Source organism: Candidatus Syntrophosphaera thermopropionivorans (assembly GCF_004353895.1).
GTDB classification, from domain to species: domain Bacteria; phylum Cloacimonadota; class Cloacimonadia; order Cloacimonadales; family Cloacimonadaceae; genus Syntrophosphaera; species Syntrophosphaera thermopropionivorans.
In genome coordinates this window covers 25049-40801 of sequence record NZ_SMOG01000013.1, presented here as the reverse complement: position 1 = coordinate 40801, position 15753 = coordinate 25049, and the positions used below count along the sequence as shown (strand labels likewise).

The window sequence follows — 15753 nt, the reverse complement described above, 5'->3', positions numbered from 1 at the left end:
AAAGCATCTAAGCGGGAAGCCTACTCCAAGATGAGATTTCCCATGAGACCGGTGGTAGACTACCACCTTGATAGGTCACAGGTGTAAGGTGGGTAACCACTTCAGCCGAGTGATACTAATCGGTCAATTGACTTTCACTACTATCTTTCTGTGTGAACTCCTTACACCGCTAAACTATCCTGATGCCAAAAATAATAGATATCAGAACTAAGATACAAGTTTGACGAGAGGCGTCAGTGATGGTGGCTATAGCAGCGGGGAAACACCTGTTCCCATCCCGAACACAGAAGTTAAGACCGCTTACGCCGATGGTACTGCACGGGTAACCGTGTGGAAGAGTAGGGCACCACCATCACTGACGCCTCTTAGGTTTATAAAAAGAAAATGTAGTGAAATTGGCGCTCTAAGTAAGATAAAAACTATTGAAGTGAAAATTGATATTTATCGATTCCCCAATTTAAATACCATTCATATCTTACAGCGTTTATGTAGCTTAGGATAGTACAAGAAATTACTATATATCAAATATATTGTAAATATTTTGATTATTACTCTAACTTAACCCTAACTTATCTCCATACTGACGATTACTTAGCTGAAGTAATAGGAAAGAGCCAAGAGAAAGCTTAGATATTTATAAATAAATTTGTTTGATAAAATTAGGAAGTTATAATACACTTAGTTATGCAGAATCGTTATTTTTTATAATGATTGTTTATATTGCAGATGGAGCTTCTGGTTTACAAATTATTGATGTTTCTGATCCTTATTTTCCTGTATTTTTAGATTCCATAAATCCTCATCCCAATAGCAGAATTGAAAAATGCATTGTGCACAATGAACAATTAATAATCTCTGATACTAACTGGAATGAACTAAGTTTTTATGATTTAATTAATCCTGCTTCTCCTGACTTTGTTTGTAGATATAGCTGGAATCTTGCGACAGATGATATGGTAATACAGAATGGATATTTGTTTACAGGTAATGGATATTATGGATAGCTTAATAAGTATCAATAAGAGAAAGGGTAATCTTTTATATAAATAAATAAAGCGGGAGTTTTTCTCCCGCTTTTTATAAATCAGAGACAATTATTTTAGCTCATAATAGCTTTCACATCATCATCTGGATTGGTTATAGGTTGCAAACCAAAGGTATCAGTGATGACTTTTGCTACATTAGGTGATAAAAATGCTGGAAGAGTTGGTCCTAAGCGGATATTTTTGAATCCGAGAGAAAGAAGAGCAAGAAGTACAGCTACCGCTTTCTGTTCATACCAGGCAATATCAAAAGCGATAGGTAATTGATTTATATCTTCCAGGCTAAAAGCTTCTTTCAATTTTAGAGCTATAACTGCAAGAGAATAGGAATCATTGCATTGTCCAGCATCCAGAACTCTCGGAATACCGTCTATTTCACCTAAATTGAGCTTTATATAACGATATTTGGCACATCCAGCGGTAAGTATTACGGCATCAGAAGGAAGTTTCTTTGCCACTTCCGTGTAATATTGACGATTGGGCATTCTTCCATCACATCCCGCCATAACTACAAACCTTTTAATCGCTCCCGATTTAACCGCTTCAATAATTTTATCTGCCATAGAAAGCACAGTCCTATAATTAAAACCACCCATAATGGTTCCCTTTTCTATTTCAGTGGGAGGTAGGCATTTTTTTGCTTGGGCAATGATAGCACTGAAATCTTTAGCTTTACCTGGTTCTCTATCTGGAATATGAGTTGCTCCTGGATATGCTGTCATACCTGTAGTATAAAGACGGTTTAAATAGGTGTTCTCTTTTCTTAAAGGCACCAGACAATTTGTAGTCATTAGAATAGGTCCATTGAACTTTTCAAATTCATCCAGTTGATGCCACCAAGAAGAGCCATAATTTCCGTGTAAATGGCTGTATTTTTTAAAAGCAGGATAGTAGTTTGCGGGAAGCATTTCACCATGAGTGTAAATATCAATTCCAGTTCCTTCACTCTGTTCCAATAGTTCTACCAAATCTTTCAAATCATGTCCACTTACCAGAATTCCAGGACGATTTCCTACTCCAAGATTAACCTTGGTGGGTTCTGGAATACCATAAGTTTCAGTATTAGCACGGTCTAAAAGTTCCATCACTTTAACAGTATATTCACCTGTCTTAATGACCAGATTAGTTAACTGCTCAGGGCTTAAACTATCATCAATGGTAGCAGCTAAAGCTTTATAAATAAATTGATTGAGGTCATCATCATAATATCCAAGCATAGCACTATGATCACCATAAGCAGATATTCCTTTTAGACCATAAATTATCGTTTCCCGTAAAGAACGAATATCCTCATTTTCAGTGGAAAGAACTCCAACTTGAGTTCCAAAGGATTCATATTCTTCTAAAGAAAGGTGAAATAGGACAGCATCAGGATATTTTATATTCCTATCTTTTGCTACTGTGTCCAGCTCAGCTTTTCTTTTATCTCTTAACTTTATAATATTTGCAATAGAAAGCTTGATTTGCTCTTCATCCCAATTGGTATTGGTAATGGTTCGGAACAAACCTTGCATAATGATGAGAGCATCTTCTCTATGATAGATGTTATGCTCTAATAACTTGGATGATACAAAAGCCAGACCTTTCATTGCATAAATAGAAAGGTCCATTAAATGACACAGTTCGGGAGATTTTCCGCATACTCCACGCACAGTGCAACCTTGATTTCTTGATGTTTCCTGACATTGATAACAGAACATACTCATATAATAACTCCTTTATTTTGTTTATGGTTTAGGCATTTTAATGACCAGTAATCTGGCAGGTTTATCACTATTATTAATTATTCCATGAGGGATATTCTTTGGGCTATCAATAATAGTATCGGGTGCAAAACTTTGCTCATCATCTCCAATGATGATTGTTGGATTGCCTTCCAAGATGTAGAAAGCTACATTAACAGGTGTGTTATGAAGCGGTAATTTTGCTCCTGGTTCCAGATACATATGGACAATTTCTCCTTCAGGCTGAGAATAAATCTTAGTTCCCCGAACTCCATCCTTATCTCTTACGAGGGGCAAATCTTTCCAGAAACGGCTTTCCATAATTTCCTCCTTTATATTTTCTTCTCTGCAATAAGATTTTTTATGGTCTGAAAAAGGCTATCGCCTTCTTTCCCTAAATCAAACTTTCTCCCACTAAGATTCCATTGAGTGATAAGAAACCGCATAGAACCAATAAGAATGGTGAAAATTTGTTCGGAATTAATTCCTGATTGGATAAATCCTTCCTTTTGGGCTTCTTCAATAAAATTTAGTAGAACTTCTCTATGATTCATAGATATCTTTTGAAATTGTTTAAAAAAGACAGGGTCATAATAGAACAACTCATCCGAGAACATAACTTGTGCTAAATCTGGATTAGAAGTGAAAAGCTCATAGCGGTTCATAATAAAAAAGTGAACTTTCTCCAGAGGATTGAGCTTAGTTTTCTGAATTTCCTGTAATACATTCCGGGAAATATCTTCAAAATAGTGCATAATGCTTAAGAGTAGATCTTCTTTATTAACAAAGTGACGGTATAAAGCAGCTTCTGATAGATGTAGTTCAGAAGCGAGTTTTTTGATAGTAAGATTTTTATATCCTTCTCTGGCAATAAGCGCTATAGCTGTGAGAATAATCTGTTCCTGTCTTTCAGTCATTTTTTCTCCTGGATGTAAGTAAATGTTTACTAACCTATTTATTTAAACCTGATTTTTTGGCAAGAAAAAACCGCAGCTCATTTTCTTGCTGCGGTTAGTGAAATGTACTATGAAACGACGATTATTAATTGGTAGCGATAATCTTGAAGAAAGCTTTAGCCTCAGTTGCTATGGTTTGATATTGAGTGGAATACACGGTATCAATATAGTTATAATCTCCATAAGGCTGAGAAGACTTATAGATTTTATAGCTTGTAGCATTAGGTACAGCTTCCCAGGATAGTATCAGCTGATTTGTTGCATTGTCCACAGTTATAGTAACTACAGGAGTCTGCAGCAAGGATTTAACTTCTACATTATTAATCATAAAATCATTATCAGCATTTGAGACAGTTGATCCAGCAAAGAAAGCAATGCGTTTTCTTCCGCTATTACCTGCTAAAGGAATACTGATATGAGTACCACTTTCTGGAATATCATTAAGCACAAAGGGAGAAGAATCATTATTCCATTCTCTTAGGATATTAGCTGTTGACCAGGAAAAGCCATCTCCAATAAGGACGGCAAACCTATCATCTATACCTGTTGTATCATGAGGAGTTCCCGTTGGAGGTTGATTATACTTCAAAAGAGCAGCATCAAAGCTTAGAACTTGGTCATCGCTTATATATAATAAAGGTGAAATAAGCCAGCCACTAATAGGACCCCAGATATTAATTTTAGCAGCCTTATCAGTTGAAGTAATATTTAACCAATCATCCTGTTGCCATTGACTTGAACCATTAGCTCCTAAAACAATAGGGTCTACTAATCCGCCAGAATGGTCGGTCCAACCAGTAGGTTTAAAAGTACCATCAAAAGTTTCTAACCAGGGAAAAGTGTAAATAGTAGGATCTGCCATCGTAGTAAAACTCCAGACGGGACAATCTATAGCATAGCCAAAATCATTATGAGGAACCACTCTCCAATAATAGGTAGTACCATAATCCAGATAAGTTGAAGGAGTATAGTATTCTTCATAAACAATCTCTCCATTAACCAGATTTGAAGGAGGATTATTTGAGCCAAGCCAGAGACGATAATGATCTGGACGACCACCCATATTGTTCCAGCGAAGGGTGATATTCACATTATGCCCATCACTTCCATTGGGAGGAAATACACAAGCTGCTGCAGGGGGTATATCTGTAACCGGAGTCTCAATCCAGATATTAGGATGATAATTTGACCTTTGTCCACTACCAGTTGGAAATGATGCATCCTGATGAATATAAACAGAACTATTGCTTAAAGCCGTATGGTAAAAACTGGGTGGACCTCCAATTTTACTTCCATCATGATTTTCCCATAAGATTTCAAATCCATAACTGGAATCATAATTGAAAGGTGTGGTGAATTGAATATGAACCCAACCAGGACCATTGAAGGTTACAGGACCGTTATATACATTAGTATAATAAGAATTATTGGGATAACCCGCGGTGGCTGAAGTATAACTTGTGCTATAAAAATGAGCCAGATAAATTTGCTGATTATCCATAGTATAATTTGATATCGTATTACTGACTTTAAAAGCTATTCCAGTGATTTGAACTGTACCACTCATCCCCGCACCAGTAGTTTCAGTAGAAGTATAGAAGAACTTACTCCATCCATAATTATTATAACCATAGACAGGAACTTTATTTTGATTAGTAGTTCCTGAGCCAATAAAATAATCTCCTGCGTTTAGTGCAACACAGACAACCAGTAGAAATAGGATAAAGATATTTCTTTTCATTTCCTTAACCTCTCAAGGTTTTATTTAATCAGCATCATCTTATGCTGCTTGATTTTATTGCCATCATCCAAACGAACTATATACATAGCGCTGGAAACGATTTGACCATTATCATCTTTCCCATCCCAGATGCAGTTGTGAATTCCTGCAGAGAGATTATCATTTAGTAAGGTTTTAATCTTCTGTCCTCGGACATTATAGATATCCAACTTGACTTTAGCATTTTTAGCTAAAGTAAAAGAGATTGTTGTTTCAGGATTGAAGGGATTGGGATAATTTCCGTTTATTTTTGTTTCTACCTGAGGGATATTATAATCTTCATTTGCATCTGGACTAATACCAAACCACTGCATTAAATCAGACATCAATTCATATCTTTGAGCTTCCTGATAAACCTGCGAAAAATCAAAGCTGAAATAAAAAGCCTTATAGATAGGTAAGGTAACTGTGGTTGCGCAAACTCCATGATAGAGATAAGCATGACCATCTATCGGTCCATCTTCAAACAGAAATGCACTTTGAGCACCGATTTCTGGATACTGCACTTCAGCAGCATACCAGTCTGGACAGCTATCATAACGGAAGATACAGTCAGGACTATCGGCATAAACTTGATACTCATTTCCCACTATTCCTATAGGGGAATAAGTGTAACAAAGTATACTTCCATATTGATAGGAAAAGACTTCAGGTCCTGCTAAGCCATTAGTCCCACCACCTGAACCAGTTGGAACATAATAGGAACGGAAATAAGCATTAAAAAGCTTTTTGATTAAACTGGTATTAGGATTAGCATGAGTGCTACCAGCAAAACCATCTGAAGCAAAAAATACATTTTTGGGTTCTGTAGTAGTCCCACTATCCAGATATTGCATTAAAGCTAAACTTAAAGTATCTGAAATAGCAGTGTGACTTCCCACATTGGCATAACACAGAATAGCTTTGTATTGAAGAGGGAAACGAAAACTATCATATTCTTCCCAATTATAGATGTCATATGAAATATTGAGATTATCTAGTAAATTGGTATAGACAGGAAGTTCTATTCTTTGATAATCTTGACGACCGGAATAAGCAATCAAAACTTCTGTATCAGCAGTTGGTAATATTTTAAAACTATAGAAATGCGTTGGAGCATCTTCAGGAAGGGATCCGGTATTACCTTCAGAATCTGTGGCAGTAAAATAATAATTCAATTCCGCACCTTGAGGCAACTCTGGTAACTGGAAATAATATAAAGTTCCGGATTGACTCGTATATTCCATACTTTGCCATCCTTCTCCCGTATCATAATGCAAAGCAAGAGAGGTTATTGGAGAAAGGTCTATGGCGTTAACTTTTAAGAGTGGAGTTCTATTGAAGGTATTCCCTGCTGCCGTATAAGTTAAATGAGGAGGTTGTTCATCTATTCCAGTAAAGAACTTAATAGCAAGATTATCATGAAGCAGGTTTCCGGGAGGTTCCACACCTTGATACTGATTATTTATCACAATCTCTCTTAAATAGCAAAGTCCTATAGTTGCATCTTGATTCTGGATAGCTACTGTGGCACTTTGTCCATTTTGATGAGGGACATTAGAGCCACTTTGACCTGTATGAGTAGTGTGATATTGCATTAGTATATCACCGTTTTCATAGAATATGACTTCAAACTTTAACTGAGGGGTTCCTCCGGTTCCTGCCAGAAAACGAAGATTATTCCATTGTACTACAGTATAACGGTTCGGAGCTTCTCCAAAGGTTTGAAAATAGATATCACTTATTCCCTGTTCTGCAAATAAATCATCCCAATATACGGCAATTAAAGTGGGCATTGCATTATAGCCAGGAATGGGATACGCATAATTAAACATATTACCATCACTATCCCATCCAGTGTTAGGATAAGGTTTTTGCCAGTTGCTTTCGGAAAGTAATATCTCGCCATTGATATCTACATACATATTATTATATTGCTGACCATAGAATGGGAAAGGAAATCCCATAGGAATAGCTTCACTAAAGTTATCATCTCCTGCCCAGCTGGGAACCTGATACATTATGGTTGATGTTCCAGTAGAACTAATATCTATCCAATTAAATTCTGGACCTGCTTCATCATTACTATCAATAAATCTATAACCAAAAGTGTCCGGACCACCCTGAGTGATTCTATTTACTACGGTAAAGGATTTTTCCAGTGTATTATTAGCAGGATTGCCGTCTTCTGAAATTAAACTAAAGATGGCATTATAGTTCCCTTCTGAAGTTATAACACAAGAGGTTGAGAGGGTAATGGTAACGCTATTTCCAGGTTGTAAATCAAGAGGATGAAATTCATCATAACTATAAACAGAAGTTCCTGAACTATTTAAAATATTACACGAAATAGAAAGCATTCCTGAATAGGAAGCAGTACCCAAATTTTGTACTTTTAAGGCAGGAATAAAAGAATGATTCTGATATTCAAATTCACGAGGAGATGGTATTTCTATAATACCAAGATCTATGGTCGGCACAGGAAGAACTTCTACTACTACAGTATCTGAAGCGGAAAGACCAGAGATATTATCAGTCATTGTGAAAGTAACATTTTCTGAACCCGTGAAATCAGGAGAACTAAAAGTAACTATTCTCCCGTTTATCTGAACATTAATATTAACATTGCCAGAAACACTCAAGGTGCAAGAATTTATATCGGTGCAGGTTATAAAGGGAGTAAAATCTACCGTCAAAGTTTCACCCTGGATAAAACTAAAACTTTCTGGCAAATTAAGTGCAGGTTGAATTATTAGTGGTTGCCCAATTTGAACATCATCTATCAAAATCCCATAATTTATGCAATTCCATAGAAAACCAATATAAATAATCTGATTTGCCCAGTTTGAAAGATTTAATGAAACTCTCTGATAGGTAGTTCCTATATTTTGTAAATGAACAAGCTGTGTGGTAAAATTGTTTATAGCTGTTCCCGTGGTTGAGACATAAACTTTGAGTTGTTCCGTACTTATCCAGGAACGAGTGTAAAATATCAAAGAATCACCTTCAGCGATGTTTAACTGTGGAGTAATTAACCAATCTGCATTTTGATTAGGCAAATAATTATCACAAAAAGCTGCTCTGGTTCCGGAATGGGCATGAGTTGCATTATTAAGATTACGCCAGACCATTCCATCTCCATCATCATGAATAGTCCAACCTGCAGGAAGAGTAGTGATATTATCAAAGTTTTCATCTATATGCCATTGTCCAAGACAGATAGTGAAAATGCTCAAAAGAGCGATAATTAAGGCAAGGTGTTTGTACATAATATTCCTCTTTTTATAAATAAGAAAGTTGTGGATTTTCTATCTGAATATACCATTCATTTTCCCCGGCTACATTGCCACCAAGGGATATATTCTCTCCCCAATAGACAGTGAGCAGACCCTGACATTTATGTTTATAGGAAGAATCAATATTGGTTAAATGGACATTCTCATTAGTCCCTAAACATACCAAGGCGACGGTAGCACCATCCTTCCCTCCGGCAATAATAGTTTCCTGCAAGAGTGCCTCATTGGATTCCGCTTTAAACTCCGCTATCTTATTATTTTCAAAACGAATCCAGGGTCTTTCTACAACTTTACCTGATATATAAGCTAAATCTCCGGTTATATCTCCATTTAGGCTATCAGGTTCTGGAATGAGAAGAATCTCTCCTCCAGGTAAATTGATTGTTGGACTCTGAAATTCACTGTCTCCAAAAGAGCCACATTCTGCCAGAATCTTCTGAATGGTAAAACTAAAGCCTGTATCCGAATTGCTAACTTGTATAGCCTTATGTTTGGACATTTCTAAACAAAGATTGTGAGTCCGTTGATAGAGCTTATCATAATCAATATCCAGAGCTTTCCAGAATTGTATTTCACTTTCTATGGTATTCTCTTCCAAAGTGTTCGGAAGCAAACCTGGCATTATAGCAATTTTAATTTTATTCTGCTGGATGATTCTTCTGCTCTGAGCAAAGTGCTTGCTACGTAACCTCTGTTTTTGGGGGTCATTAAGTTCTATATAACGAGCTTCGCCATTGAGATTTAGATAGACATTATGTTTGGCTAAAAGACGATTGAATTGTTTATAATCAGCATCAAAAGCAGATAAAGAATATTCTTCATATTTAGCATTTAATATCTCGGTTGGCTGATAAATCCAGGTAGTATTGATGCTCCTTCTTCCTGCTTCCAGTAATATTTTTTCTACTAAGGGTTGATTATAGCTTCCGCTTACGATAAGAAGGGATTCCTGAGGCTTCATTTTTAGACTGTCTTCTAAAAGTTTTGCCGCAATACTATTAAGATTGATGTGATACTCTTGCGTCAAAATATTATCTATTATATCCCTTTTACTCAGAGAGTGGTCATTAATATTTTGACCAATAGCAAAATCCAATATGTAATTCTTTGCTGTGGCACGATAATATACCTCTTTCGCTCTTACTTGATTGGAAGGCACTATCTCTATTAATTTTTCATCTAAGAGTTTATTGAGGTTGTAGTGCACTTTTTGTTTGCTAATACCATAAATATCTGCCAGTTGCTGACAAGTAGCAGCTCCACGAATGAGCTCTCTTAAAATATTATATCTCAATTCGGAACCAAGTTCTCTAATTTGAGAGTGCTGATTTAATACTGCGATATCTTTTATCATATTTTCACCTTACAATTTCACTTAAAATAAAAGCCAGATATTTGTCAAGATTTTTTTGACCAATCCTATAATTTTCTTAAATTATTTCACCTTAAACTGCTCTCTAAATTTCCCAACAATCCCTTTACAAAATTTCTTTTAACTCTAATAAGAATTATATTATCTTTGTTTAATGAAAATACCTGACGCTATATGAAACTAAGGAGTAAAAATGCGACCTAATAGACAGGAATTGATTGAAATGCTCTCTTTAAAAAAGAAAGATGAAATAGAAGCATTATATAAAAGAGCTTATGAGGTGAAAAAGCAGTATGTCGGCACAAAGGTATACTTACGCGGTTTGATAGAATTAAGTAATATCTGTACCAGAAATTGTTATTATTGCGGTATTAGAAAAGATAATCATCTTCTGGAACGCTATTATATTGATAAAGAAGAGGTATTAAAAGAGGCAAGATGGTGTTTTGAACAGCATTATGGTTCTTTAACTATTCAAACAGGAGAGCGTTCAGATAAGAGCTGGATAGATTATATAGAGGAACTGATTAAGGAGATAAAGACATTAACGGATGGGAAAATGGGCATTACTCTTTCTTTAGGAGAACAATCAGAGGAGACCTATCTTAGGTGGTTTGAAGCAGGTGCACATCGTTATCTCTTGCGTATTGAAACCTCAAATCCAGAATTATATAAAAGTCTTCATCCAGCGGAGAATTCATTTGAAAATAGATTGCAATGTATCCGCAGCTTAAAGAAAATTGGTTATCAGGTAGGAAGTGGAGTAATGATAGGCCTTCCCAATCAAACTGTGGAAGATTTAGCGGATGATATTCTCTTTTTTTATGATGAAGATATAGATATGATTGGAATGGGTCCTTTTATTCCTCATCATCAAACTCCTTTGGCTTATTTATTGTCAACTTTCCATCCAGAGGAGGCATTGGAGCAAGCTTTGAAAATGATAGCTGCTACACGCATTGCCCTTAAAGATGTCAATATTGCATCAACTACAGCTTTACAAGCATTACATCCAAAAGGTAGAGAACTGGGACTTCTGGCAGGTGCGAATGTTTTAATGCCCAATATAACGGATACACGTTTCCGAGAGGGTTATCAGCTTTATGAAGGGAAACCTGGTTTGAATGAGAATGCATTAGCAATTAGAAAAGCTCTGGAAGAAAGTATTTATTCCATAGGGGAGAGCATTGGATATGATGAATGGGGCGATTCACCTCATTTTAAAAATAAAAAAAATACACCTTCTGAGAATCTATAAAATTAGATATCCCTTGACGAAAAAAGCCCTTATCCTCTTTAGTATATCATATTATCTATTTATTAGAAGGAAGAAGCTATGCAGAATATGAATCAAATTATGAAACAGATGCAAAATATGCAAAAAGAAATGATGAAATCCCAGGAAGAGCTGGAAGGAAAGATTTTTGAAGTTACTACCGGTGGGGGAATGATAAAATTGGAAATGAATGGAAAGTATGAGGTCAAATCCATAAAGATTAATCCGGAAGCAGTAGATCCAGATGATGTGGAAATGCTGGAAGACCTTATCCTTTCGGCTTTGCAGGAAGCACATAAACAGGTCTCTGAAGCCTTAGATGAAATTATGGGTAAATTAACTGGAGGGATGAAGATTCCCGGTATCTTTTAAATGATTATATCACCTGCTTTAGAAAAATTAATCCAGGCATTAACCCGTTTCCCTGGAATAGGAAAAAAGACTGCTCAAAGAATGGCATGGTATCTGGTCAGTCAAGATAAGTCTTTTGGCTTGGAATTAGCTGAAATTATTAAGCAGACGGTAGAAAACATTACCACCTGTTCTCTATGTAATATGCTTTCAGAAAGTGATCCCTGTCCTTTTTGCACTTCTTCCGAAAGGACGGATTCTTTGCTCTGTGTGGTAGAGTCCTCTGCTGATATTCAGATAATAGAAAATATGAATGAATATAAGGGGCGTTATTTTGTTCTGGGACATTTACTTTCTCCTATTGATGGTTATGGTCCAGAGCAGATACATTCAGCCCAATTTCTCCAAGCTATAGAGCGTTTTCATCCTCAAGAAGTTATTCTGGCTTTAAAACCTTCTCCCGAAGGTGAAGCCACTATTCATTATCTCTGTGAATTGTTAAAAGATAAAGATATCAAAGTGACCCGTCTTTCTACAGGGCTTCCTTTTGGGGGAGATTTGGAATACAGCAGTATGTTAACTCTTTCCAATGCCTGGAAAAGGCGTTATCCGGTTTAATATGTTTACTGGTATTGTTGAAACTACCTCTCGCGTGATGCGAACCCTGAACAGTTCTGGGCTAAAAGCAATAACCATAGAACTTCCGAAATCATTTAATGATTTAAAAAAAGGTTCCAGCATAGCTTGTGATGGGATTTGCTTAACTGTCACTCAATTGAATACGGATTCCTTTAATGTAGAAATTATGCAGGAAACGGTGCAAAAGACTACCGCTGGAAATTGGAATAAGGGAACTATCCTGAACCTGGAAAGAGCATTGAAATTGGAAGACCATCTGGATGGTCATTTAGTGCTTGGACATATAGATAGAACCACCACACTTTTAGAGAAAAAAACTGTTTCTGCCACCACTTATTTAAGATTTTCTTTAGATTCCAGAGACCGTGAACTTGTGGTTAAGCAGGGTTCAGTTGCCCTAAATGGAGTCAGTTTAACTGTAGCAGAGCTAAATTCCAGCTCATTTACGGTTGCTCTCATTAGTTATACTTTAGATACCACTAACTTACGTTATCTTTCTCCAGGTGCAAATGTAAATCTGGAGTATGATATCATAGGTAAGTATATCCAGAATCTTTACCATAGCTCTGGTTTTAAGAACAAACTATGAAAAAAATCTTTAAATTAAGCATAATTCTTTGCCTGGTCATTTTCCTGGCTTCCTGCGGTAGTAAAAAAAGTCCTACTGGTGGTCCTGAAGATCTGTCAAAACCGGTTGTTATATCATCTTTACCACCTCAATTTGGTAATATATCTGAGGGACGGATTGAAATTAACTTTTCAAAACCTCTGGATAAAACCTCAATTCCGCATTCTGTATATATCTATCCACCCGTGATGAATAAGAAAATTACCGTTGATAAAAACTCTGTTATCATCCAGATAAATGAAAATCTACTACCCAATACAAATTATTATGTAATTATTAGTACCAGGCTAAAAGATATACGAGGTAATTCACCGGATGAGAATCAAACTCTGGTCTTTGCCAGTGGCAAGCTCAACCAGCTTCGTTTATCGGGAACCATAGATTATGAACATCCAGGAGACAATTCTTTACCGGTTCAGATGAGTTTACTATCAGAAGATTCTCTTTTAGTCCTATCTCAGGTGGCAAGAGGTCCTTCTTATGCCATAGAACCACTCAATCCTGCTCATTATATCCTTCGTGCCTATATAGACAAGAACTTGAATGGACGCTATGATTTTACTCAGGAACCTTATTTTGAGCAACCCGTTAGGGTAGAGCATCCTACTAATTTAAATCTCTTTTTAGCTTATGCTGATACCACCAAACCTAATATTAAACTCGTGACCTCACAACATAAAAGAGAAATTGAAATTACTTTTACGGAAGCAATAAAAAGTTACCGTTCAATCAAAATCAATCGTCTGGATAATAAGGAAGAATTACCTGTCTTGCTTTCTTATCTGGAAGAAGATAAACTTACTTTGCTCACAGCTTCTCAGGATGCTTTTGCTTACACCTTGGAACTATATGGAGTAGAAGATAAGAAAGGAAATGTAACTCCAGTGATTAAGTCGGAATTTCGCTCTTCTACGATTATGGATACGCAACCACCTCAGGTAGTATATAGCTCACCTCGTAATGGAACTTCTGTAAAATCATTAGAGCCCATTCTGGAAGTTTGTTTTTCTGAAGTTATTCCCCGAGCTTCCGTAAAAGCCTCTTTAAGAGCTTCTGAAACAAAAACAGAAATCCCTCTTGAGGTCCTGCAGTCAGATAGTAGGATTTATCGTTTTAAGCCCCAAAAACCTCTTCAAAATTATAGGTCTTATGTCTTGACTATTTCTGCAACGGATATCAGCGGAAATAGTATGCCGGAAAGTTTTAATCTTAACTTTCTACCACTTATATATCAAGACTAAAGACGAAAGAACCGTAAAGTTAGAGTTCAAGCACTTCCTGTATTCGGTGGTGAACTTCTTTTAGACCAAGTATGGAAAATATAGCGGGAAGTTCAGGTCCGTGATCTTGATGTAGTAGTGCCAGATAGAGAGGTTTATAAAAAGCTTTACCTTTAAAGCCTAAATCCTTTATTCCTTGTTGAACAAGCTGGTTTAGCTGTTCAGCATCAATATCTCCTCCAGAAGGAAGGTGACTTTGAAACCAGGACAGCACTTTCCGAGAATCTTCTTTTTTAAGAAAATCCAAAGATTCTGTGCTTAGTTGTTGAGGACAGAGGAACATTTTAGAATATTGAACTAGGTCCGAAAGTAAAGTGCATCTTTCCCTTGCAGTAGCAACTATTTTAGTAAGTTTATCAGAATCGGGAATAGCGAGATGCTCTTTTTCAAAGTATGGCTTTGACCGTTCCACTATGGTATCCAGAGGAAGATTACGAAGATACCAACCATTCATCCAGTTAAGCTTGTTCAAGTCAAAGATAGCACCGGATTTATTAACTCTTTCCAGAGTGAATTCCTGACAAAGTTCCTCCAGACTGAATATTTCACGATTATCAGCACTATGCCATCCGAGTAAAGCAACAAAATTGATTATTGCTTCTTTTAGATATCCTCTTTCCAGGTAATCTTCTACAGCTACATCATTCATCCTCTTACTCAACTTTGTACGGTCTGGATTAAGAATTAATGGAAGATGCACCCATTGAGGGGGAGTCCAACCAAAACATTCATATAACCATAGATGTTTTGGCATACTGGAAAGCCATTCTTCTCCTCTTATCACATATGATATATCCATATAATGGTCATCTACCACCGAGGCTAAATGATAGGTGGGATAACCGTCAGATTTGATAAGAACTTGGTCATCTGACTGAGCAGAATCCATTTCAACTTCTCCTCGGATAATATCATTAAAGCGAAAAGTCCTTGTTTCAGGCATTTTTAAGCGCAGAACATAAGGTTCTCCTTTAGCTAATTTAGCTTCAATCTCTGCCGGGGTGAGATTTAGACAACGACGGTCATATTTAACAAATTCACCTTTAGCCTGTTGTTCTGCTCTCATTTGGGCTAAGGTTTCAGGAGTGCAAAAACACCGATAAGCAAAACCTGCATCCAGAAGTTTTTGTGCTTCCTTCTTGTATAAATCCAATCTTTCACTTTGAATATAAGGACCATAGTTCCCTCCAATGATAGGACCTTCATCAAAAGTTATATCAAGTTTCTGTAAGGTATGGATAAGGTTTTCCATGGCATCTGGAACTATCCTTGTTCTATCAGTATCTTCAATTCTCAGGATAAAAGTTCCACCTGTGTGACGAGCAAATAGATAGTTATATAAGGCGGTACGAAGACCTCCTATATGTAAATAACCGGTTGGACTGGGGGCAAAGCGAACACGAACCATAATTTTAACTCCAAACTTTTA

13 protein-coding genes and 2 rRNA genes are annotated in these 15753 nt (G+C 36.5%); 8 read left to right on the top strand and 7 right to left on the bottom strand.

Annotation, left to right across the window (positions count from 1 at the left end; all coding sequences use genetic code 11):
• The 3 genes from E0946_RS04890 to E0946_RS04880 all read left to right on the top strand — a co-directional run.
• Positions 1-140 (top strand): 23S ribosomal RNA (locus E0946_RS04890); the annotation flags it as partial.
• A 98-nt stretch (positions 141-238) separates the two neighbouring features.
• A 5S ribosomal RNA gene (gene rrf, locus E0946_RS04885) occupies positions 239-355 on the top strand.
• A 352-nt stretch (positions 356-707) separates the two neighbouring features.
• Positions 708-1004, top strand: coding sequence for an LVIVD repeat-containing protein (locus tag E0946_RS04880; RefSeq protein ID WP_133201346.1), 297 nt, complete (start codon positions 708-710; stop codon positions 1002-1004).
• A 95-nt stretch (positions 1005-1099) separates the two neighbouring features.
• Here E0946_RS04880 and hcp read toward each other — a convergent pair whose 3' ends face one another.
• From hcp to E0946_RS04850, 6 genes are all read right to left on the bottom strand, one after another.
• Positions 1100-2743, bottom strand: coding sequence for a hydroxylamine reductase (gene hcp, locus E0946_RS04875; RefSeq protein WP_133201345.1), 1644 nt, complete (start codon positions 2741-2743; stop codon positions 1100-1102).
• Positions 2744-2770: 27 nt separating this feature from the next.
• A complete protein-coding gene (locus E0946_RS04870) occupies positions 2771-3088 on the bottom strand; it encodes a cupin domain-containing protein (protein WP_133201344.1) in 318 nt (105 codons plus the stop codon).
• Positions 3089-3099: 11 nt separating this feature from the next.
• The gene (locus E0946_RS04865; protein ID WP_133201343.1) at positions 3100-3684 is read right to left on the bottom strand and encodes a TetR/AcrR family transcriptional regulator; all 585 of its coding nucleotides are present in this window, start codon (positions 3682-3684) and stop codon (positions 3100-3102) included.
• Between the two features lie 124 nt (positions 3685-3808).
• The gene (locus E0946_RS04860) at positions 3809-5464 is read right to left on the bottom strand and encodes a choice-of-anchor J domain-containing protein (RefSeq protein WP_133201342.1); all 1656 of its coding nucleotides are present in this window, start codon (positions 5462-5464) and stop codon (positions 3809-3811) included.
• Between the two features lie 20 nt (positions 5465-5484).
• Complete coding sequence (locus E0946_RS04855; protein ID WP_133201341.1) at positions 5485-8751, bottom strand: T9SS-dependent choice-of-anchor J family protein; 3267 nt, start codon at positions 8749-8751, stop codon at positions 5485-5487.
• 13 nt (positions 8752-8764) lie between these two features.
• Entirely contained in the window at positions 8765-10132 is a 1368-nt protein-coding gene (locus E0946_RS04850) for an aminopeptidase (protein WP_133201340.1), read from the bottom strand.
• 211 nt (positions 10133-10343) lie between these two features.
• Between E0946_RS04850 and hydE the strand changes: the two genes are divergently transcribed.
• The 5 genes from hydE (at position 10344) to E0946_RS04825 (ending at position 14285) form a co-directional block, all read left to right on the top strand.
• Complete coding sequence (hydE, locus tag E0946_RS04845) at positions 10344-11408, top strand: [FeFe] hydrogenase H-cluster radical SAM maturase HydE (RefSeq protein ID WP_133201339.1); 1065 nt, start codon at positions 10344-10346, stop codon at positions 11406-11408.
• A 78-nt stretch (positions 11409-11486) separates the two neighbouring features.
• On the top strand, positions 11487-11798 hold the full coding sequence (locus tag E0946_RS04840) for a YbaB/EbfC family nucleoid-associated protein (RefSeq protein WP_133201338.1): 312 nt from the start codon (positions 11487-11489) through the stop codon (positions 11796-11798).
• Positions 11799-12395: a recombination mediator RecR gene (gene recR / locus E0946_RS04835; protein WP_133201337.1), complete on the top strand. Its 597-nt coding sequence runs from the start codon at positions 11799-11801 to the stop codon at positions 12393-12395.
• Positions 12367-13005 (top strand): riboflavin synthase, encoded by a 639-nt coding sequence (locus E0946_RS04830; protein ID WP_133201336.1) that lies wholly within the window; start codon positions 12367-12369, stop codon positions 13003-13005. The genes recR and E0946_RS04830 overlap by 29 nt, the downstream gene beginning before the upstream one ends.
• Positions 13002-14285: an Ig-like domain-containing domain gene (locus tag E0946_RS04825; protein WP_133201335.1), complete on the top strand. Its 1284-nt coding sequence runs from the start codon at positions 13002-13004 to the stop codon at positions 14283-14285. Before E0946_RS04830 ends, E0946_RS04825 begins: the two co-directional genes overlap by 4 nt.
• A gap of 19 nt (positions 14286-14304) precedes the next feature.
• Here the strand turns inward: E0946_RS04825 and gltX are convergent, their stop codons facing one another.
• On the bottom strand, positions 14305-15732 hold the full coding sequence (gltX, locus tag E0946_RS04820) for a glutamate--tRNA ligase (RefSeq protein ID WP_133201334.1): 1428 nt from the start codon (positions 15730-15732) through the stop codon (positions 14305-14307).
• Between the last annotated feature and the right edge of the window lie 21 nt (positions 15733-15753).